The 21,219-nt window shown below is 70.6% G+C and carries 14 protein-coding genes and 1 pseudogene; 14 read left to right on the top strand and 1 reads right to left on the bottom strand.

Annotated elements, in window-relative coordinates; all coding sequences use genetic code 11:
• Nucleotides 1-88: 88 nt before the first annotated feature.
• Together OG623_RS03690 and OG623_RS03685 are read left to right on the top strand one after the other, a co-directional pair.
• On the top strand, nt 89-2,167 hold the full coding sequence (locus OG623_RS03690; protein WP_406144240.1) for an FG-GAP-like repeat-containing protein: 2,079 nt from the start codon (nt 89-91) through the stop codon (nt 2,165-2,167).
• A gap of 28 nt (nt 2,168-2,195) precedes the next feature.
• Nucleotides 2,196-2,930 carry a proteophosphoglycan 5 gene (locus tag OG623_RS03685; RefSeq protein WP_406144238.1) on the top strand — a complete coding sequence of 245 codons (735 nt, stop codon included), beginning with the start codon at nt 2,196-2,198 and terminating at the stop codon, nt 2,928-2,930.
• 49 nt (nt 2,931-2,979) lie between these two features.
• Here the strand turns inward: OG623_RS03685 and OG623_RS03680 are convergent, their stop codons facing one another.
• A complete protein-coding gene (locus tag OG623_RS03680; RefSeq protein WP_406144237.1) occupies nt 2,980-4,224 on the bottom strand; it encodes a hypothetical protein in 1,245 nt (414 codons plus the stop codon).
• Between the two features lie 323 nt (nt 4,225-4,547).
• On the opposite strand from OG623_RS03680, the pseudogene OG623_RS03675 reads away from it, so the two are divergent.
• From OG623_RS03675 to OG623_RS03620, 12 genes and pseudogenes are all read left to right on the top strand, one after another.
• A pseudogene (locus OG623_RS03675) lies at nt 4,548-5,018 on the top strand (cytochrome P450); the annotation flags it as partial.
• A gap of 32 nt (nt 5,019-5,050) precedes the next feature.
• Nucleotides 5,051-6,238: a cytochrome P450 gene (locus tag OG623_RS03670; protein WP_406151664.1), complete on the top strand. Its 1,188-nt coding sequence runs from the start codon at nt 5,051-5,053 to the stop codon at nt 6,236-6,238.
• Nucleotides 6,239-6,399: 161 nt separating this feature from the next.
• Nucleotides 6,400-7,371: an arabinan endo-1,5-alpha-L-arabinosidase gene (locus OG623_RS03665; protein ID WP_406144235.1), complete on the top strand. Its 972-nt coding sequence runs from the start codon at nt 6,400-6,402 to the stop codon at nt 7,369-7,371.
• Nucleotides 7,372-7,487: 116 nt separating this feature from the next.
• Nucleotides 7,488-8,576: a pectinesterase family protein gene (locus OG623_RS03660; protein WP_406144233.1), complete on the top strand. Its 1,089-nt coding sequence runs from the start codon at nt 7,488-7,490 to the stop codon at nt 8,574-8,576.
• Between the two features lie 176 nt (nt 8,577-8,752).
• Nucleotides 8,753-9,760 carry a LacI family DNA-binding transcriptional regulator gene (locus OG623_RS03655; protein WP_406144232.1) on the top strand — a complete coding sequence of 336 codons (1,008 nt, stop codon included), beginning with the start codon at nt 8,753-8,755 and terminating at the stop codon, nt 9,758-9,760.
• A gap of 115 nt (nt 9,761-9,875) precedes the next feature.
• Nucleotides 9,876-11,378, top strand: coding sequence for a hypothetical protein (locus OG623_RS03650; RefSeq protein WP_406144231.1), 1,503 nt, complete (start codon nt 9,876-9,878; stop codon nt 11,376-11,378).
• Nucleotides 11,375-12,421, top strand: coding sequence for an AAA family ATPase (locus OG623_RS03645; RefSeq protein WP_406144229.1), 1,047 nt, complete (start codon nt 11,375-11,377; stop codon nt 12,419-12,421). Before OG623_RS03650 ends, OG623_RS03645 begins: the two co-directional genes overlap by 4 nt.
• The gene (gene fxsT / locus OG623_RS03640; protein WP_406144227.1) at nt 12,421-16,749 is read left to right on the top strand and encodes an FxSxx-COOH system tetratricopeptide repeat protein; all 4,329 of its coding nucleotides are present in this window, start codon (nt 12,421-12,423) and stop codon (nt 16,747-16,749) included. Before OG623_RS03645 ends, fxsT begins: the two co-directional genes overlap by 1 nt.
• A 91-nt stretch (nt 16,750-16,840) precedes the next feature.
• Nucleotides 16,841-18,010 (top strand): hypothetical protein, encoded by a 1,170-nt coding sequence (locus tag OG623_RS03635; protein WP_406144226.1) that lies wholly within the window; start codon nt 16,841-16,843, stop codon nt 18,008-18,010.
• Nucleotides 18,007-19,092: an effector-associated domain 2-containing protein gene (locus tag OG623_RS03630; protein WP_406144224.1), complete on the top strand. Its 1,086-nt coding sequence runs from the start codon at nt 18,007-18,009 to the stop codon at nt 19,090-19,092. The genes OG623_RS03635 and OG623_RS03630 overlap by 4 nt, the downstream gene beginning before the upstream one ends.
• Before the next feature lie 101 nt (nt 19,093-19,193).
• Nucleotides 19,194-19,385: an aldo/keto reductase gene (locus OG623_RS03625; protein ID WP_406144222.1), complete on the top strand. Its 192-nt coding sequence runs from the start codon at nt 19,194-19,196 to the stop codon at nt 19,383-19,385.
• 34 nt (nt 19,386-19,419) lie between these two features.
• Nucleotides 19,420-21,189, top strand: coding sequence for an HEXXH motif domain-containing protein (locus tag OG623_RS03620; protein WP_406144220.1), 1,770 nt, complete (start codon nt 19,420-19,422; stop codon nt 21,187-21,189).
• Nucleotides 21,190-21,219: the final 30 nt, after the last annotated feature.

The following is a 21,219-nucleotide window of genomic DNA, read 5'->3' as shown; positions in this document are numbered from 1 at the left end:
TGATGGTGGTGAACGAGGGGGATGGGCAGCCGAGATGAACAGCTGGATGAAGCGTTGGATGAAGAGACCTTTCCGTGCGCCAGGCGTCGTGGGCGTCTTGAGCGCCGTCGTCGTGTGCGCCCTGATCGGGCCGCAGGCGGGTGTCGGCAGTGCGAGCGCCGTGGTGGAGGCAGCGGAGGAGGGTACGGCGGCGAGGGGGGCGTCCGCCCTCGACAGCGGTGGCTCGAACGGGTTTCCCGCGGTCGGTTCCGCCTCCGCACAGTCGGGCGACGGGGTGCGAATATCCACCGTACGGGCGGCCGGAGCCCACGATGCTCCCCGCCACGACTACAACGGTGACGGCCGGAGCGACATGCTCGCCTGGTACGACTACAGCGACGGAAGCGACGGCATGCGTGCCTTCCTCGCCGACGCGGACGGCGGCTTCCCCACGCCCAACAGAGGCTGGGAAGCGGCTGCGGGTAACTACTGGGCCGAGCACATGAAGCGCGTCACCGGTGATTTCAACGGTGACGGGATCGGTGACGTCGCCGCCTTCTACGGCTACGACGACGGACGGGTCTCGCTCCTCACCTGGCTCGGCAAGGGCGACGGCACCTTTGCCGGTCACTTCGCTTCCTGGACCGTGCCCCCCGGCAATTGGACCTTCGACGCCATCACGGCCGAGGCCGGGGACTTCGACGGCGACGGCCGTGACGACATCGCCGCCTGGTACGACTACCGCAACGGCGACGACAAGCTCTTCACGTTCCTGGCCGACGCCGACGGTGGCTTCGGCACCCCCTTCTCGTCCTTCGCGCGCACCGCCGCCGATGGATGGCAGGTGCAGCGGATGAAGTTCGCCACGGGTGACTTCGACGGCGACGGGCGCGACGACATCGGCGTGATGGACAGCTACACCGCCGGCACCGTCCGGCTGATGGTCTTCACCGCGAAGGTCGACGGCGGGTTCAACGAGCCCGTACGCGGATGGGAGTCCACCGGCTGGCAGTTCGGCCGGGTCAGTGTGCACTCGGGTGACTTCGACGGTGACGGTCGTGACGAGTTCGCCGCCTGGTACGACTACGCCGACGGGCACGATGCCCTCATCGGGTTCGACCTCGGCGCGGATGGGAAGTTCGGCAACCGGCGCGATCTCCTGAGCGCGGTGCCGGGGTGGTACGAGCGGTCCCGGATGCGCATCGTCACCGGCGACTACAACGGTGACGGGCGTGATGACCTCGCTACCTTCTACGGATACAGCGACACACGGGCCAAGGCCATCACCTTCATCGCCAAGGCGGACGGGACTCTCGGCGAAGCGTTGCACAGCTGGGAGGAGCCGAAGGGCTGGAACCTCGACCGGGTGCATATGTTCGAGCAGTACAGCAGTCCGCCCGAGCTTCCCGTCTGCCCGGTGATCTTCGGGCACGGCGGTTACCCCACCGGGGACAGGGCCTGGGAGCGGGACAAGGTGCGTCAGCCGAACCATCCGAAGGGCCTGGCGCAGCAGAAGAGCTGGGGGGCCCTTGGCGTGGAGGCGGACCTTCAGCTCACCAAGAACGGCACCAAGGGCGTGATGTGGCACAACAGAACGACCAGAGGTCTCACGGGCCCCGAGGTCGATGTGACGCACATCTGGTGGGCCACCGGCGCCGATCAGCTCAAGGGCCGCACGATCGACCGCGGTCCGTACGAGGGTGAGACCGTGTACACCTTCCGCGAGTGGCTCGACAGCGCCAAGAGCCAGAACATGGCCGCTTTCGTGGAGCTCAAGGGTGAGGCCGGGGCGTCGCTGCTCAGCACTGACGCGTCCATCCGTGAGACCGCGTGGAAGGAGGTCATCGAGCCCATCGCGGAGCGTGCCCCCTCGCAGAAGATCATGATCTATACCGGTGCCAAGAACACCGATCTGAGGGTCGAGCTCACGAAGCGCATCGAGGCGGCCGGTCTCGGTGCCGCGCTCAAGACCTTCCCCCGCTGGGTCGATTCGGCTGCGGTCGGCTGGGAGGAGCCCGCTCCGTCGGCTTCCGGCCACTACGACACATGGCAGGAGAAGCTGGATCAGTTCGCTTCCCCGGGCTCCTCCCAGCCGATGGTCACCACCTGGACGAAGGAACTGAAATCCTGGTTGAGCGGAAAGTGCCTACCGGCCTCCGCGCCCGGGGGCGGTACGGTGATCAGCTGAGCTGTCTCGATGCGCGAAGGAGCCCGTCATGGCGCTGATCCCGCTCGATCTTCCCGATCCGATGTCACTCCGTGGCCGATGGGCCGCCCTCGCCGCCGTCGAGGCGGCGGTGGGGCGTGGCGACGACTGCAAGGCGGACGGGCCGCTGTGGCACTACGACGACGGTGACGGCAGCTGGGCCGATCTGCACCGCATCGAGGGCGGGCGTGCGGTGTTGCTCGGTCAGGACCGCCATGACTCGCGGACCTTCTACGCGGAGGCGTCCGACTTCTTCGAGGAGGAGGAGACGGACCTGCTGGCCGGCGCGCCCGAGTGGTGGGAGCCGGCCGTACGCCGGGTCAGGGACAGTGAGCAGCAGCTGTTCCTCGGGTTCGTGTACGGATTCGACGGCAGCGGCTGGTATCGCGCGGAGTACGACCTCGAGGACGGGTTCGGAAGCGTGGGGCTTCCCGCGCTCAGCGCCGACCGCACTCGGGAGAGGATTCACGCCACAGTCCAGGCCGCCGTTCAGGCCGCGGTCCGGTCCGCCGTCCGGCAGGGGTCGGGCGGCGGCGGGCGGCGTGCAGCGGATGGCGCCGAGCGCGAGGTCGATCCCGGGGCGGTCGATGCGCTGATCGCCGCGGATGGGGCGGTCGACGCCGCTCTGGTGGCCGCGGCCGCTCCCCACGGTTCCGGCAGCCCCAGCAGTCCCAGCAGTCCCGGGTGGGACCCGGAGGCCGGGGCGGCGGCGGCACGTGCGTTCCTCATGGAGCCGTCCGCCTAGGCGTGTCGTCAAACTCCCGTCGTTGCCCGAAGGGCGACGACGGGAATGGTCAGACAGACCCTAGCTCGCGGGCGGGGGAGCGACGTCGTAGGACGGCGGGCCGTCGTGGACGGGGAGGGGCAGCCGGCTCTGTGCCCGTGATCTCCGTCAGCAGGCGGTGGTACTCCGCGGGGCGTGCCTCGTAGTCCACCCAGGCGTCCAGCCCGGCCGGTCCGCTGTCCGTCCCGCGCAGCAGGTCCACCGAGACCTGGCCGAAGCGCTGTTCCAGGCCGCCCTGTTCGGCCCATTTCAGCACGAGGAGCAGCTCGGTGACAGCGGTCCGGGCGCGCCTGCGGCGCTCGGGTCCGGCGGTCAGCATCCTCCTGTAGCCGGAGGCCGCTTCGGCGTCGTCCAGCAGGGGCTCAAGCCGTGCATCGAGCGCCCGCCCCGTCTGTGCGGCCTTCTGCGCCCCGGGCCCCGCCGCCACCAGTACGTGCAAGGCGGCGACGAGCGCCGTGGTTGCGGGGCTGGGCCGGCTCGCGTCGAGCCGGACCGTCACACAACCGTGCGCGGACTCGGCGATCCCGCGCGCTGCGGCAACCGCCTTCTCGGCCGTCTCCCGTCCCACGCCCGGGAGTTGGCCCAGCTCCCAGGTCCCCGATTCGAGCACCTCCTGCACGCTGCGGATCCCGGCCCGCTCCAGCTCCCTGGCGCGCGGGCGTCCGCCGATCCGTCCGCGCAGCCGTGCGACCGGCAGGGTGCGCAGCTTCTCCGCCACCCGCTCCCGCTGCAACGGGGCCCACGCCTCCCGTACGGCCTCCACCGCCCGGGCGTGGTCCTGGGCGACCAGCGCCGCCGCCCGGCCCAGCCGCTCAGCCCGACGTACGGTCCTGGGGCGCACACCGCCCAGCCGGGCCATGCCGCGGATGTTTCCGCCGACGAGGCCGACGGACGACAGCAGCAGGCCGACGACCGCCAGTGTGTCGGAGGCCTTGATCCGGCCCTCCGCAGTGCCGTTGAACCCCTCCAGCGAGTAGAGCTCTCCCTGGTCGGAGCCTTCCGCGATCACGTAGCCGGAGTCCCGGAGCCCGGGGTCCCGTTCGGTGTCGCAGCGGTAGGGGCCCTCGTGTTCGCGGTGATCGAAGGGGTCCGTCCACCGGACCGTGCACCGGCCGTCAGACGCCTCGTCGAGCACCGTCAGATCCACCTGGCGGAGCTTCGGGTAGTCCGGCAGGGTCATGTGCACGCCGGCCGAGCAGCCGAGCAGGATCACTCCGATCGTCAACACCCAGCGGAAAAACGGGACATGGCGCACCCTGCGGCCCTCCCTCCGGTGTGTCGTGCTCGTGCGTTCCGTGCCCTCAGCCTCCTCCGTGCCGTACGCGGCCTGCAAGGACGGAAACCGGCAGCGGGGCATGCACCGCTGCTTCCCGCTCCTGGCAGCCTTAACGGCCCCGGGACGGCCCTGGGACGGTCCTGGGGCGGGCGGTCCGTGCCGTGATCACCCCCCCCAAAGCTTCACACAACCTCCCTATAGTGGTGCCGCGTTGATCGTATGGCCGCAACGCAGCGAGGCCGTCTCCCAGGAGTCCGTACGATGACGACCCCCTCCTCATCCGCGCCGCCGACCTGGTCGCCGAGTTCGCCGACTCGCTCTCCGGCGGGCGGCGCAGTGTCGGCGACGCGATGAACGAGGTCCTCTGGGAGGAGGCGCCGACGCAGATCCTGGCCGGCCGCTGGGCGGTCCGTGACACCCGGCTCGGCGGCCGGACCATTCGCGCCGGGGACATGCTCCTGCTCGGCCTGGGCGCGGCCAACACCGACCCGCTGATCCGCCAGGAGGCGATCTCCTGCGGTGTTGGTCAACAGGCGGGCAACGGTGCACATCTGGCGTTCAGTCATGGGGAGTACCGCTGCCCCTTCCCGGCCCAGGAGATAGCGGAGATCATTGCCCGTACAGCGATCGAGGTCATCCTCGACCGGCTCCCCGACCTCGAACTCGCCGTACCCGCCCAGGATCTCGTCAGGCGGCCGTCCGCCTTCCTGCGCGGCATGAACGCGCTTCCCGTCCAGTTCTCTCCCGCACACACGACTGGAGACCTGTTGTGAACTGCCCGTACGCGACCGTGGTGATCGACCCGATGGTCCAGGATCTCGACGGTGAGACGGAAGAGTTGCGGGCATCCGTGCCGCTCGCGCGCATCGAGCTGCTCGGTGTCCCGGCGTGGACCGTCACCCGGCACGCGGAGGCGCGCCAACTCCTCGTCGACCCACGCCTGGTGAAGGACCTGGACGCCTGGGGTCTCTGGCAGAGCGGTGAGGTCACCCACGACTGGCCGCTGATCGGCATGATCGACGCGGGACGCTCCATGTTCACCGTGGACGGGGATGAGCACCGCCGGCTGCGGACGAAGACCTCCCAGGCCCTCACCCCCCGCAGGCTGGAGGCGATCCGCCCGGCCATCGAGAAGTTCACCGAGGAACTGCTGGACGCGCTCGCCGAACAGGGTGAGGACGGGGTCGTCGACCTCAAGGCGGTGTTCGCGCAGCCGCTCCCGATGAAGGTCGTCGGGCTGCTGATGGGGGTGGACGAGGCGCTGCACCCCATGCTGACCCGGCAGTACAAGGCGTTCTTCTCCATGCTCACCCCGCAGGAGGACCGGCTTGCGCTACTGGCCGAGCTCGACGTCTTCTACGCCGAACTGGTGCGGGAGAAGACCGTACACCCCACGGACGACCTCACCAGCGCGCTGATCCTCGCCGAGGAGGGCGGGAAGCCGCTCACCGAGGAGGAGGTCGTCGGCAACCTGAAGGCGATGGTGGCCGCGGGGCACGAGACCACGATCGGGCTCGTCCTCAACGCCGTACGCGCCCTTCTCGCCCACCCGGACCAGCTGCGCAAGGTGCTGGACGGTGAGATCCCCTGGGAGACGGTGGTCGAGGAGACACTGCGCTGGGACACACCCACCACCCATCTGCTGATGCGGTTCGCCACCGAGGACATCAAGGTCGGCGACCAGGTCATAGCCAAGGGAGAGGGTGTGGTGATCTCCTACCGGGCCATCGGTCATGACGCCGCCCAGCACGGGGACGCCGCCGCCTCCTTCGACATCACCCGGCCGACTCCCATCCGGCACATGACCTTCGGACACGGGCCCCACATCTGCCCCGGCGCCGCGCTCTCCCGCGTCGAGGCAGGCATCGCGCTGCCCGCGCTGTTCGGGCGTTTCCCGGATCTGAGGCTCGCCATCGCCGACGACGAGATCCGCAAGCTGCCGGTCATGACGCAGAACGACATGGAGGCCTTCCCCGTCCTGCTCCACGGTTGAGGAGGAGGGGGGAGGCAGGGCGCACAGGGGGCATGTGGAATCGGGGGTCCGGGCCGCGCGCGTACGGCAACCGATGCGGTGCCGGTGGCGACTGAGGGGTGCGTCTCCGTCGCCGACGTCCCCGACGCCCCCGCCGCCCCCGACCCCAAGGAGCCCCCCCCATGCGCCGTACTCCGATGCGAACCCTCGCCGTGCTCCCCGCCGCACTCCTGATGGCCCTCGTGCCGGGCAGTGCCTCCGCCTACCCCAACCCGGGCGTCGTCAGCGGCGACATCGTCGTCCACGACCCCAGCATGATCCGGGGCTCGTCCGGCGAGTACCTGCTCTACTCGACCGGTGAGGGCCTCCAGTTGCGTACCTCCACCGACCGCACCGCCTTCGGCCGCTCGGGGAACGCCTTCACCACCGAGCCGGCCTGGTGGACGGAGTACTCCCCGGAGTCCGACCCCTGGGCCCCGGACATCTCGTACCAGGGCGGGAAGTACCTGATGTACTACGCCGTCTCGTCCTTCGGCTCCAACACCTCGGCCATCGGCCTCGCGGCCTCCACGACAGGTCAGGCCGGCAGCTGGAGCGACTACGGGATCGTCTACACCTCGGACGCCTCCAGCGACTACAACGCCATCGACCCCAACCTGTTCGTGGACGACGACGGCACGTGGTGGCTGACCTTCGGATCCTGGTGGACCGGCATCAAGATGATCCGGATCGACCCCACGACGGGCAAGCAGTACGCCGGGGACACCGCACGCCGCTCGCTCGCCTCCCGCCCCACCGGAACCAAGGCGATCGAGGCGCCCTCCCTCGTGAAGCGTGACGGCTCCTACTACCTCTTCGCCTCGTACGACACCTGCTGCGCCGGCACCGGCTCGACGTACAAGATCAAGGTGGGCCGGGCGACGGAGGTCACCGGGCCCTACACGGACCGCGACGGCGTCAGCATGCTCGACAACGGCGGTACGCCCGTCCTGGAGTCGCACGGGCGCTACATCGGACCCGGCGGGCAGTCGGTCCTGGCGGACTCCGACGGCGACCTGCTCGTCTACCACTACTACGACGGTGAGGACAACGGCACCCCGAAGCTAGGCGTCAACCTGCTGAACTGGAGCAGCGGCTGGCCCGTCGCCTACTGACCCTGCCGGCGGGGGGCGGGGGCGGGCGAACGTCTTGCCGGGAACCGGCAACCTTTGGGGCGGCTGCGGCGACTGCTGCGCGGAACCCCACCTCTTCCCGACGAATGGATCAGGCCATGGCAGCCAGTCGACGACGACGCACCGCTCTCCACCCCGGGCCCCGCCGGGCGACCACGGCAGGAGCCGCCGCGCTCCTGGCGGCCGCCTCGGTCTGGACCCTCGGGCAGGCGTCCGGTGCCGAAGCGGCATCCACCCTCACCGTCGCCCAGGACGGCAGCGGGCAGTACACCACCGTGCAGGCGGCGGTCGACGCGATCCCCGCGGGCAACACCGAGCGGGTGATCGTGTCCATCAAGGCGGGCACCTACCGCGAACTGGTCAAGATCCCCTCCACCAAGCAGAACGTCACCCTCCAGGGCGGCGGCTCCAGCCGTGCCGACACCGTCATCGTCTTCGACAACGCATCCGGCACCCAGAAGCCCGACGGCTCCGGCCCCTACGGGACCAGCGGCAGTGCCACCGTGGCGGCCGAAGCCGACGGATTCCAGGCCCGCAACCTCACGATCTCCAACGACTTCGACGAGGCAGCCCACCAGGACATGAACGACCGCCAGGCGGTGGCCCTGCGTACCGCGGCGGACCAGGTCTTCCTCGACTCCGTGACCGTCACGGGCGACCAGGACACGCTGCTCCTCGACACCGCCTCCAAGGAGACACTCGGCCGCGTCTACATGAAGGACTCCGATGTCGTCGGCAATGTCGACTTCATCTTCGGACGGGCCACCGCCGTGATCGACACCTCGGTCATCACGCTGAAGAAGCGGTGGGACGGCAGTTCAGCCGGATACATCGCGGCGCCCAGCACCGCCGCCGACCGAAAGGGCTTCCTGATCACCGGGTCGACCGTGGAGGGCGATGTCTCGGCGTCCTCCTTCCACCTCGGCCGCCCGTGGCACGCGGGCGGGGACGCCGCCCTCGACCCGATGGCCACCTTCCGCGACACGGCACTCAGCTCCGCCATCAGGCCCGAGCCGTGGACCGACATGAGCGGGTTCTCCTGGAAGGACGACCGCTTCGCCGAATACCGGAACACCGGACCGGGATCCGGTTCGGCGAGCAGCGACCGGCCGCAGCTCAGCGACTCCGAGGCCGCGGAACAGGAAACCGCCGACTGGCTGGCAGGATGGACCCCCACGGCGTCCTGAGTCCGGGGGCCGAGCTCGGTCGAAGCGCTTCGACTCCGCTCTGGACAGTCCCTGTGAGCGAGTCTAGGCTCCCCTGTGTCTGTGCATGTCGGAGCGCGAAGGAGAGCGCAGCCCGGCGCTGTCGAAGCGCTTCACTCGCTCTCCCCTCCGGTCGTCATCTGTAGGGGAGAAGCCGAATGGTCACGCTTGCCGAGGTCGCCCAGCACGCCGGAGTCTCCGCGAGCACGGTGTCCTACGTCCTCAGCGGCAAGCGCTCGATCTCGGCCTCCACCCGGGAGCGGGTGGAACACAGTATCCAGCAGCTCGGCTATCACCCCAACGCCGGTGCGCGCGCCCTCGCCAGCAGCAGGTCCAACATCATGGCGCTGATGGTGCCGCTGCGGACGGACATGTACGTGCCGGTGATGATGGAGATCGCCATAGCCGTGGCCACGAGCGCCCGTACGCACGGCTACGACGTCCTGCTGCTCACCGGCGAGGAGGGCCCGGCGGCCGTCCGGCGGATCGCGGGCAGTTCGCTGGCGGACGCGATGATCCTCATGGACGTCGAGCTGCACGACGAACGGCTGCCGCTGCTCCGCGACGCGGGCCGGACCGCCGTCCTCATCGGCCTGCCCGCCGACACCTCAGGACTGACCTGTGTGGACCTCGACTTCGAGGCCACCGGCGCGCTCTGTGTGGACCATCTCGCCGGCCTCGGCCACCGCGAGGTGGCGGTGATCGGCGAGGCACCCGCCGTCTATGAGCGGCACACCGGCTTCGCCGAACGCACCGTGGACGGGATACGGGCCAAGGCGCAGAAGACCGGGATGCGTATCCTGCACCGCCCCTGTGAGGGCGGGTACGCGGCGATGGCCGGCACCCTGGCCCGGATCTTCGACGAACGGCCGGGGACGACCGGCTTCATCGTCCAGAACGAGGCTGCCGTCGAGCCGCTGCTCAACCTCCTCCAGCAGCAGGGGCGCGCCGTGCCGGAGGACGTGTCCGTGGTGGCCATCTGCCCCGAACAGGTGGCCACCCAGGCGTCGGTGCGGCTCACGTCGGTGGCCATCCCGGCGCAGGAGATGGGGCGCAGGTCGGTGGAACAGGTGGTCGCGAAGCTCGGGGGCCGGGGCACGGACGAGGTGGAGCTGCTGGAGCCGGTTCTGACGGTCCGTGCGAGCACCGGGCCCGTGGCCGGCTGACGAAGTGTCACGAGCCGTCAACAGGCCCTGTGGAGCCACTGGTTGCGCATGATCCGACATGATAACTTCGCGATCGGTCATGCAGGTGGTACCGACTCGACGGGGGTGGTCGGTGATGGTGCACGGGCTGTCCGGTGCGGATGAGTCGGGGGAGACCAGAGCGCGGCTCATCGGAGCGCTGGTCGACTTCCTTTCCGTGCAGGACTTCGTGACGGATCGCGACCAGTGTGCGCAGTTCATCGGCTTCGCCGCGGAGTTCCTGAAAGTGGAGATCACCTATCGGCGCCAGAATCCGCGCGCCGACATGCTGTCCTTCCTCCGGGATCTCCTGAAGTACGAAAAGGGCGTGGACGCCCTGATCTCCGCCGTGCACGCCATCGCGGGCCGTGAGTGCGCGGACGAGGTGCCGCGGATCGCGGAGGCCGCTCAGTCCCACGAGACGGTCGCCGGTGCCTCTCCCGAGTTCGGCGACCGTGCGGTGCGGGACATCCATCGCCTGTTCGCCGACGTGGGGCGTGTCGACGACGGACGACTGCACGCTCTTCTGAACCACGAACTCGGCGTCGACGTACCGTACGGCCGGAGTCCCGCCCAGCGGTTCGACGACCTGTGCGGGGTCAATGCGCAGGCCGACGGTCTGCCCCCCGCGCTCGTGCTGGTCGAGATCATCGCGTTCCTGGAGAGGCCGGCGCTGGCCGATGCGCTCAGGGCGTGGTCGGACGCATGGGCCGATGAGGTCGGTGTGGAGGCGGTGCGCGCTCTGGACGAACGCCGGCGCGCGATCGTGGCTCTACCCAAGGCTGACCCCGAAGTGGCACGTTGCCTCGTTGTGATGGTGGAGCCCGCGGACGACAGTTCGGCCGATATCTACGTACGTCACTGGGTCAATCCCGCGCCAGGTTACTGGGAGCCGGTGGCCGGTGAGGTGCGCCCCACCACCCTCGACCAGTTGGCCGGTGAGGTGGAGCATGCCATCGGGCGCGGCAAGGAGCACTGGGCGGGCCTGCCCGTGAAGACCGGCGAACCCGCCGTACAGGTCGAGTTCGTGCTGCCGTTCACGCTGCTCAACCATGACATGGCGCGCCTGGAGATGGGCACATGGAGCGGTGACCCACTGCCGATCAGTCTCCACTACCACGTACATCTGCGGTCCCTCGAACGCATGAGGGCGGCGCAGAGGGACGGATATCTGCCTCTGTGGCGGGAACGCTGGACACAACTGAGGAACGCCGGTGTGGCCGAGTCGTACCGCTGGCACGGTGAGGAGGGTGAGCGGCTCGACCGCTGGCGTGCCAAGCTGATAGCGAACCCGGGCCTGACCGCCGTCATTCTCGATGTTCCCGCTCTGCCCGGTCAGGGTCTGGAAGCACTCGTCACAGCGATCGCTCAGGGGGTGGGCCTCGCGGCCTGGGACCGTAGAACGGGAAGCCCTGACCTGTCGGGCGAGGTGCTGACGCTCCTGCTCGCCCACCACCCCGCGCAAATCCCTTCAAAGGTGAGTGAGCTGCGCAGGAAGGCCGAGGGGATGGACAGTGACAATTGGTCCCTCGGGAAGCATTTGGCCCTATTGTGGGATGATCCCAACCGCCTGATCGACTGCGAGGAGTTGACAGCATGACCGAGCAGGCCTCGGCAGCGCAGTCCGTCATGCCCCCCTCCTGGAGGGTGTTCCACGCAACGGGACAACCCCCCGCGGGCGACCCGCCCGAGCTGCCGCAGCCCCCGCCCTGGCGGGTGTTCTCCGGGAGCCCGATCCAGCCGCAGGCTCCCGACGACGCGCAGTCGGCGCTCCGGCGGCTCGGCACGGTGCAGGAAGGCCCGCAGTTACGCGAGGAGGAGATCAACGCGGTCAACGCCGCACTCCTGCTGCGCCGTCCGCTGCTGATCACGGGCCCGCCCGGGGTCGGCAAGTCCACGCTGGCGTATCTGATCGCCCAGGAGCTGGGGCTCGGCCGGGTGTTGCCGTGGAGCATCGTCAGCCGCACCACGCTGCGGGGCGGTCTCTACGAGTACGACGCCATCGGGCGGGCCCAGGCCATCGCGGCCTGGCGTGCCGGGGGCAGACCGGACGGCAGCCCGGGAAGCGCTCCCGACCTGGGGGACTTCGTGACGCTCGGCCCGCTGGGGACGGCACTGCTCGCGTACGAGCGCCCCCGGGTCCTGCTCGTCGACGAGCTGGACAAGAGCGACATCGACCTGCCCAACGATCTGCTTCACGTTCTGGAGAACGGCAGCTACGAGATCCCGGAGCTGGTGCGCGCCGATGTGGCCGATGTGTCCGTCTTCACCGACGACCCCAAGGCCAGGGCCGTCATCGAGGCAGGCCGGGTCGAGTGCGCGGAGTTCCCCGTCGTGGTGATCACGAGCAACGGGGAGCGCGAATTCCCTGCGGCCTTCCGGCGCCGTTGCCTGCCGCTGGAGATGCGTCCGCCCAGCCGCGAACACCTCGTTTCGATCGTCACCAGCCATCTGGGCCGGCGCCCCGAAGGCATCGAGGATCTGGTGGACGACTTCGTCAGACGACTGGACGGTGGGGGCACCCAGTCCGTCGATCAGCTGCTGAACGCCGTACAGCTCACCACGGCGCACGGATTCCGCGACGACACCGACGGGCGTAAGCTCATCGAGATGCTCCTCCGCGACCTCTCGAAGGGCCGCTGATGAACGGCTCGCCACGGGAACGCGCCCCGGACACGCCGCCCGCGCCGAGCGAGGGCGCGCTCCAGGAAACGGACGGCGAGGCGAGCTGGCAGGATCTGGCCGACGCGGTCTGGCTGGCTGCGGCGTGGCGCCGGGCAGGTATTGGCGCGGACGGGGAGAGCGACCCGGACCCCGCGCCTTCACCGGGCGACGTGGACAGTGCGCTCACCGAGGTCGCGGCTCCCTTCTCCCCGCAGGGCGAGCAGGACACCGTGCCCTCCGGGAGCCGGCCAGGTGTGGAGCCCCAGGAAGTGGAGCTTCTCGACGGCACCCGTTCCCGGGCCGGCGGGCCCGGTGCCGTCCTGCCCGACGATGTGCGTCCCGCGAGGCGCCTGTTACCGCTGCCCCTGGCCAAAGCCCTGCGTGGCCTGGGCCGACGTGTCCCGTCGCGGCACGGGAGCTCGCTGGACGAGGCGCGTACCGCGGAGAACGGGGTCATCGACGGACTGTGGATCCCCTATCTCGAACCGGTCCAGGAACGCGCGCTCGACCTGATGCTGCTCGTGGACAGGGCACCCACCATGCCCGTGTGGGACAGCTCCTTACGTCAACTGTCCGATGAAGCGGTGCGCAGCGGAGCCTTCCGGGACGTCCGTACGGTCGGGGTCTCCTTGCCCGGTTCCGCCCCGCCCGAACTGCGCTGGCCCGGCAACCGGCGGGCCGACCCCGCCGAACTCCTGGACGGCAGGGGGAGAAGGCTCTTCCTCGTCGTGACCGACGGGCTGGCATCGGGATGGGCCGAGGGCGGCGCCGATGACCTGCTGGAACGGCTCTCCGCCGCCGGACCCACGGCGCTCGTCCATCTGTTGCCGCCGTATCTGCGCCACCGGTCCTCCGTCTACCCGTTCCGGGCCCGTCTGGACGCCGCCGGCTTCGCCGCGCTCAACCGGAACTTCCGCTGCCACCCACCGCACGGAGTTCCGGAACACGCTCACCTTCTGCCCGACACGGGAGACGGGGCCGTGCCCGTGCCGGTCCTCAGTCTGCGCCCCGGTTCGTTCCGCGCCTGGGCGGATCTGGTCACCGGCGAACGTGGCGTGCGACGGACGCTGCCCGTGGTTCTGGCCGGGGCGATGGCCAAGGGAGTGGCCGCGGCCGGGCTGCGCGCGCCCAGGACCGACGGCCCCCGCGCGGCCGCGGACGCCGTGCGCAGATTCGTCGCCCTGGCCAGTCCGCTCGCACGGCACCTCGCCGTCCTGCTGGCGGTGGCACCCCTGCGCTTCGATGTCATCGAGGAGTTGCGGGCGCGCGCCTTCCCCGAGGCACGCCCCGAGCACCTGGCCGAGGTGATGATGGGCGGGCTCATCGACTGGGAGCGGGACGGCGAGAACGGCCCCGACTTCGCCGAAGGCATCCGCGAAGCGCTGCTGGCCACCGGTAGCCGCACCCAACTCGCCCGCGCCGTGGGCCTCCTGGCCGAGTCGCGCGCCAGCCAGGGGCAGGGCCTGCGACTGCGTGCCGCACTGCGCGACCCGGCGCACGCGGCGCTCCCGGACGGCGAGGGCGGGCCGGCGTGGTTGCGCATCGAAGTCGCCGTGCTCAAGGCGCTGGGCGGCCTGCCGTACCGGCGTCGTGCCGCGCGTCTGAAAGGCGAGCTGCCGCGCGGCGCGGGAGCGTCGACGGGGGTGGAAATAGATGATAAAGAGGCATTTGATGTGATTGAGAACGACCCCGCTTCCCCGTCGCATTCGACGGTTCCACCTGGAGGATCTGTGTCGCCGACGACACCACCCGTAGAGACCGAGCAGGACCGGGTCGACGAGCGCACGCACGCCACAGCACCTGAGCTACGGTTCGTCCGCACGGGCCAGCCGAAGATCATGGGCAACGTGCCGCCGAAGAACCCGAACTTCACGGGGCGGGAGAATCTGCTGGAGGCTGTGGACCGGCAGCTGCGCCAGGACGAGACCACAGCCGTCCTCCCGCACGCGCTCCACGGCATGGGCGGTGTGGGGAAGTCGCAGATCGCGGTGGAGTACGTGTATCGCCACAGCGGTGAGTTCAATGTGATCTGGTGGATCCCCTCGGAGCAGGAGAACCTGATCCTGGGTGCTCTCGCCGACCTCGCCCGCAGCCTCGGCCTCGAGGTGGGACCGCAGGCCAACGCCGCGGTGCCCGCCGTGCGCGAGGCACTCCGCACGGGCAAGCCGTTCGACAACTGGCTGCTGGTCTTCGACAACGCCGAGGACATCGAGGCCGTCCGGTCCTACTTCCCCAACGGCGGACCCGGGAAGATCCTCGTCACCTCCCGCAACCGCGAGTGGGAACGCGTCGCGACGCCGCTCAGCGTCGATGTCTTCGAACGGGACGAGAGCATCGCCCTTCTCCAGCGGCGGGCCCGGGGCCTCAGTTCGCAGGACGCCGACCGCATGGCCGCGGCGCTGGGCGACCTGCCCCTCGCGGTCGAACAGGCGGGCGCCTGGCACGCCGCCACCGGGATGCCGGTCGACGAGTACCTCGGTCTGCTGGAGGAACGCCGGCCGGAGATCCTGGAGCTCGACCCGTCTCCCGACTACCCCGTGCCGGTCGCCGCTGTCTGGGACATCTCGCTGGGGAGGCTCTCGCAGGACAGCCCGGCGGCACGCCAACTCCTGGAGATCTGCGCCTGCATGGCGCCGGAGCCCATCCCCCTCAACCTCTTCAGGGGCGGACGCAACGTCCAGATCACGCCCGAGCTCGACCCGGTCCTGCGCGACCCGCTCCTGCTCGCCCGCGCCACCCGGGACCTCAGCAAGCTGTCGCTGGTGAGACTGGACCACAAGACGTCCACGCTCCAGATGCACCGGCTGATGCAGAACGTGATCGTGGCCAGGATGGACGTCGACGAGCGGAACAGGATGACGCGGGCGGCCCATCTGCTGCTCACGACGGCCAAGCCCGGCGCACCCGCCTCGCCGGACCAATGGCCCGCGTACCAGGCGATCCTCCCGCATGTGATCGCGTCAGGAGCGGTGGAGAGCTCCGACGGCTGGGTCCGTGACCTCGTCTACGACATGGTGTTCTTCCTCTACTACTGGGGTGCGCACGAGTCGGGTGCCTCCCAGGCCCAACTGGCCTGGTCCGCCTGGCGTGCCCAGTCAGGTGACGAGGACCTGCACGTCATCCGGATCGCCAAGCTCCACGGCTTCTACCTGCGGCTGCTCGGACGCTCCGACGAGGGTGTCGTGCACAACGAGCGGGCGCTGGCGATCTCGCGTGGCGCGGACATCCCGGACGAGGAACTCATCGACTCCATGCGGCAGATGGCCGGTGCGCTGCGCCACCGGGGGGAGTTCCAGAAGGCGCTGGCCCTCGGGGAGGAGGCGTTCACCCGGGCCAGTGACCTGTTCGGTCCCGAGGACCCCACGACGCTGAGCGCGGCACACGACTACGGCGTGTCCCTGCGGCTGAACGGCCGGTTCGCGACGGCGCGGGAGCTCGACGAGGAGACCGCGCGACAGCGGGAGCTCCTCTACGGCCCGGAGAACGGCCTGACGCTCAACACAGTGAACGCGCTTGCCATGGACATCCGCGACGGGGGTGACTATCTGGGCGCACGCTCCCTTCAGGAGTCCAACTACCTCACCTACATCCCTCATTTCGGTGAGACCAACGCGGCGACCATCCGCGCCGCCCTCACCCTCGCCGTGTGCAGGCGTAGGGCAGGCGTGGTCGAGGGAGGATCGGCGCTCGCCGAACAGATCCTGGAGCGGTTCACCACCCGCTACGGACTGAACAACACCGATGCTCTCGGCGCCGCGATCCACGCCATGGTCGAACGCCGGTTGAACGGCGACCTGGCAGGCTCCCGCGAGCTGGGGGAGCAGACGTTGGCCGGATACCGCAAGGTGCTCCGTGAGCATCACCCCTACACACAGTTCGCCAAGGCCAACCTGGGGGCGACGCTCAGGGCACAGGGCGATGTCGACAGGGCGGAGGCGCTGGACATCGAGGCGCTGCGCGCGCTGGAGGGTTCCCTGGGACCGATGCACATCGACACGCTCACCACCGCGATGTGCCGGGCCAACGACCACTACGCCCGCCTGGACTTCGCCCAGGCCCGCGCGGTGGACGCCGATGTGCTGCCCAAGCTGGTCGAGAGCGCGGGTGCCGATCACCCGCTGACCCTCGCGTGCACGGCCAACCTCGCCCTTGACCAGCGCGGCCTCGGCGAGTCGGCGGAGGCCGACCGCCTCAACGCGCGGGCTGTGGAAGGGCTTTCACGAGCGCTGGGGGCAGGCCACCCGTGGCACACGGCGGCCAGGCTGCACCAGCGGATCGAGTGCGACATCACGCCGCTGCCGATGTGAGGCTGTGCGCGTCCGAGTGACCGTGGGCCCGGCCGGCCGTTCTCCGAGACGGCGGCCGGGCCCACGGCAACGAGCCGACGGGGGCGGACACATGACCACGGTGGTCTTCACTCATGGCACGGGGGTGCGTGAGCCGCACCTCACCACGCTGCTCACGCGGGTGACATCGGGCCTGACGGCCGTGGATCCCGGTGCGCAGCTGGTCGCCTACCGGTGGGGCGAGCGCCACGGGGCGACGCTCGCGGCCGGCGGTGCCAGCATCCCCGGCCCGCCAGGAGCCGGGACCGGCCGGGACACCGGCGGCCTCGACGACCAGGTGGACGAGGTGGCGGAGTGGGCCCGGCTGTACGACGACCCGTCGGCCGAGCTGGTGACGGCGGCCGCCGGAGCGTCCGGTCGTGAGACGCCTCCCGGAGCGGCGTTCCCGGACGAACGGCCCAGGGCGGTCCTGCGGGAGATCGCGGCACAGGGCGAGCCCGGGGCCGGCCCTCTCCCGGCGGGCCTCGACGAAGCCGCGGCCGAGCTGGCGCGCACTCCTCTGCTCGGTCCCGCCGCCGCTTCCCTGGACCAGGAGACCCTGGCGTGGGTGCTGGCCAGGTCGCTGGCCGCCTCGGTCATCGCCTCAGGCCTCGCGGCCGACAGCCCCGTGCAGAGTGTCGGCGACCTCAGGGACGCGGCCGTCTCCGCCCTGGCCGAGCGGCTGGGCGCGCCACCGGCCGGCACCGGCCGGGGCCCGCTGCTCCGGATGGCCGGGAGGCCGCTCGTACGCATCGGTTCCCGCTACGCCGTGCGGCGGCGTCGCGCGCTCACCGACGCCGCGCATCCGGCCGCGGGCGACATCCTCAAATACCTCGCCCGGGGTGAGGCCATGCGCCAGGGGCTGCGGGACCTCGTCGCCACTCTGGAGCCCCCCGTAGTCCTGCTCGGCCACAGCCTCGGTGGCATCATCTCTCTCGACACGCTCATATCCGGGCCGCTGCCCGGGGTCGAGCTCCTGGTAACCGTGGGCTCGCAGGGGCCCTTCCTGTACGAGACGGGTGCGCTGCCCTCGCTCGAACACCCGGATCCGCTGCCCGCCCATGTGCCGCCGTGGCTGAATCTCCACGACCGCCGCGACCTGCTGGGGTACGCAGCCGAGCCGCTCTTCCCGGGACGCGCCCAGGACATCGCCACCGACAGCCGGCAGCCCTTCCCCGTGGCACACAGCGCCTACTGGACCGATCCCGCTGTCTATCGGGCGATCGGGGAACGCCTGCCATGACCCGCCGACCCGTACCACCGGACCGCGTCCGCGCCCTGGTCGTCGGTATCGAGCAGTACGCCGCCGGCACCAGCTGGGATCTTCCGGGCCCCGCCCGTGACGCCCTGCGGTTCCGCGACTGGCTGCTGGCCCGCGGAGTGCCGGACACCCACATCCAGCTCCATCTCGCACCCCTGCCCGGGAGCGTTCCCGACGTCCCCTTCCGCCCGGCCGATCACGAATCGCTGAGACGCGCGTTCATCGAGGACATCCCCGACCGCCGGAACGAAGCGCTGTGGGTGTGGTGGGGCGGACACGGTGTGCTGGACCCGGACGACAACACACGGCTCTACACCGCCGACGCGACCTCGAGGGACCGGCGCAACATCCACGTCGAGTCGGCACTCGCCCGGCTCAGAAGCGATGTGACCCCTGGCCTGGGCGTACAGATGTGGATGGTCGACGCCTGCCGTACGTTCGACGAGATGCACGGTTTCCCGCAGCCCCCGCCCACGGAGATCCTCCCCTCGGGGCGGCGGGTCGCCGCGCACGAGCAGATCCTGATGTTCGCGGCCGGGCGCGGGCAGCGGGCCGGCAACGATCCGCAGCGCAGGCTCGGCGTGTTCTCGGACATCGTGCTGAGCGCGCTTCCCGACGAACTGCTGCCCGACCCCGCGCCCCTCTTCGAGGCGGTGAAGGCGCGGATGGAAGCACTGGGGGCAGCCAACCCCACCGGTCAGCTCCCCGACTTCCGTCTGGAGAGACCGGGACACGCGGACATCAGGCAGTCGGCCCCACCCCCTTCGGCCGGGCAGCCGTTGGTCCGGCTCATCGACGCGTTGATGGCGTATCCGCTGATGAACGACCGTGACGAACGGCAGACCCTGATCAACGAGTTACCCTCGGCCGCCGTCGCCCGGATGCCGAGACACCAGACGCCGCGCACCGATGTGATCGGGATCGTACGCACCCTCAGAAAGCGGCCCGACGGACTGTGGACGCTGTACGGCGCCGTGAAACTTCTCGACGACGACGCCGAACGCTCCGCCGAACTCGAGGAGTCGGTCCGGAACTGCGTCGAGGACTCCCGGCCTGGAATGTGATCGGCTGGCGTGATCATACGGGTTTCGGGAAGGGGTCTCAGTCGTCATGATGGAGTAAACGGTGGCATCCTGTGCCATCGCTCGCGAAGGGGGAGCGCGTCTTGTACCAGCCGGGGCCCGCCGACGGCACACCCGATCACCTCGAGTCCGACCTCATCGACCTGACCGCCGTGCGCGTCGCGGATCTGCGCCGCCTCACGGCGACCCACGCCGGCCCACGGGTCCTCGCGGAGCTGAGGCGCGCACGCACCAACGCCATGGGGGGCGGCGGCGAGCCGGGGAGAGCCGAATAGGTCCGGGATGAATCCGCCCACGACAGGGAGTGATGTGTACGCGCCGATCCGCATGCCGGGCCCGCTGTTCGACGAGCTCGCCGCAGGCGGCGGCTCGCCCCAGGCTGTCGCGTTCCTGGCCCAGGGCGAACGTACGCGTCGGCTTCTTCTCCTGCGCGAGGCCTTCGACCGGTTCGACGCCGACCCCGCCGTCCTCGGCCCGCTCGACGCCCAGGCGATCTGGCCCGTCCTGGAGGCCGCCGCCACCCGGGCTCCCGAGCCGGTCGACGCTCTGCTGCTGACCCCCCAGGTCGGCAGCTGGCTCGCACACACGCTCCGGCGGCTGCACGGAACCGCCTCCGGGCCACCCCTGTGGGCCGACGCCGGGCAGATCGCCGCGGTTGCCCTCGCGGCCGCCGTCCACGCGGGCACCGACGCCGAACTGACCCTGCCCGCCCGGGGGACGGCCGTCAGCCTGCCCGCGCTGGGCATGCTCCGGCTGCCCGGCCCCGACAGCGGTGCCTTCCGTGCCGTGCGGGCTTCGGTGTCCGGAGGGACGCTCACCGTCCGCCCCGGGGACGGGCCGCAGACCGTCGTCGTACGCCCGCTCACCGAACCGGAATCGGCGCACTGGCTGCCGGTGCACCGGCTGGAGACCGGCCCGGGGGCGACCGTCCAGCTCGATGACCTCGACCCCTACCGCGACCTGGACGAGCCCATCGCGCCCCGCCGCCTCGGCCCCGACGAACTGCGTTCCTGGCAGGGGCTGTTCCGCGATGCCGTGGCCATCCTCCGTGGCGGCGGCACCGGACCCGGCGGGCTGCGGCCCGAGGAGATCAGCCGCATCGTGCCCTGGCACGCCGAGGACGGCGACGCGGAGCTACCCGTGCCCGCCGAGGGGCTCAGCGCGTCCACCGGTGACGCCTTCGGCTCCATGGTGATCGCCCGGCCGCCGGACGGCCTCGCCCTCGCCGAGACCCTCGTCCATGAGTTCCAGCACAGCAAACTCGGCGCCCTGCTCCACCTCTTCCCGCTCATCGACGACGACCGCACGGAGTGCCACTACGCGCCGTGGCGGGCCGATCCCCGGCACCTGCCCGGCCTCCTCCACGGTGCGTACGCCTTCGTGGGCGTCACCGGATTCTGGCGGGGGCGCATCGGGGACCCGGCCGCCGACCGGGACGGGCGGGCGTCGTTCCTCTTCGCGCTGCGCCGGCTCCAGACCCGTACGGTCCTGCGCACCCTGGCCACCCGTGCCCGGTTCACCGAGCCCGGCCTGCGGCTCGTCACCCGGCTGTCGGCGACCGTCGACGGCTGGCTGAGGGAGCCGCTGGACCCCGCCGCCGTGGCCAGGGCGCGGGCGGCGGCGGCCAGCCACCGGGTGGAGTGGCGGCTGCGCAATCTGCGCTGCGACGACGACGACCGGAGCGCGCTCGTCGAGGCGCTGCGCTCGGGAGCCGCCCCGGCACCGGGTGCCGCACCCCTGGTCGCGCCGGAGCCGGGCCGAGGCTACTGGCAGGACGACCGCACCCGCCTCTACCAGCGCGGGAAGTTCCGGCCCGGCGGCTCACCCTCGGCCGACGAACTGCTGGTCGCGGGGGACCCGGCAGCGGCACGTGCGGCGTACACCGAGCAGCTGCGTGGTCCAGGACCGCTCGACCCGCACGCACTGGCCGGGTGGCTGCTCGCCCATGCGCAGCTGCACCCGCGTGAGCGCAGGCTGCTGGCCCGCCCCGAACGGTTCGCGGCGCTGCTGGAGAAGTCCTCACCCGGGACCTGGACGCGGACCGCGCACTGGCTGGCCGGGGGCTCGGCCGCGCCTTGACACCGGGCCGGGGGCGCCCCGCGCCCCCGG

The organism is Streptomyces sp. NBC_01012 (assembly GCF_045162755.1).
Classification (GTDB): domain Bacteria; phylum Actinomycetota; class Actinomycetes; order Streptomycetales; family Streptomycetaceae; genus Streptomyces.
Note: the sequence above shows the minus strand (reverse complement) of the source record. Positions and strands in the feature narration are given on the sequence as shown.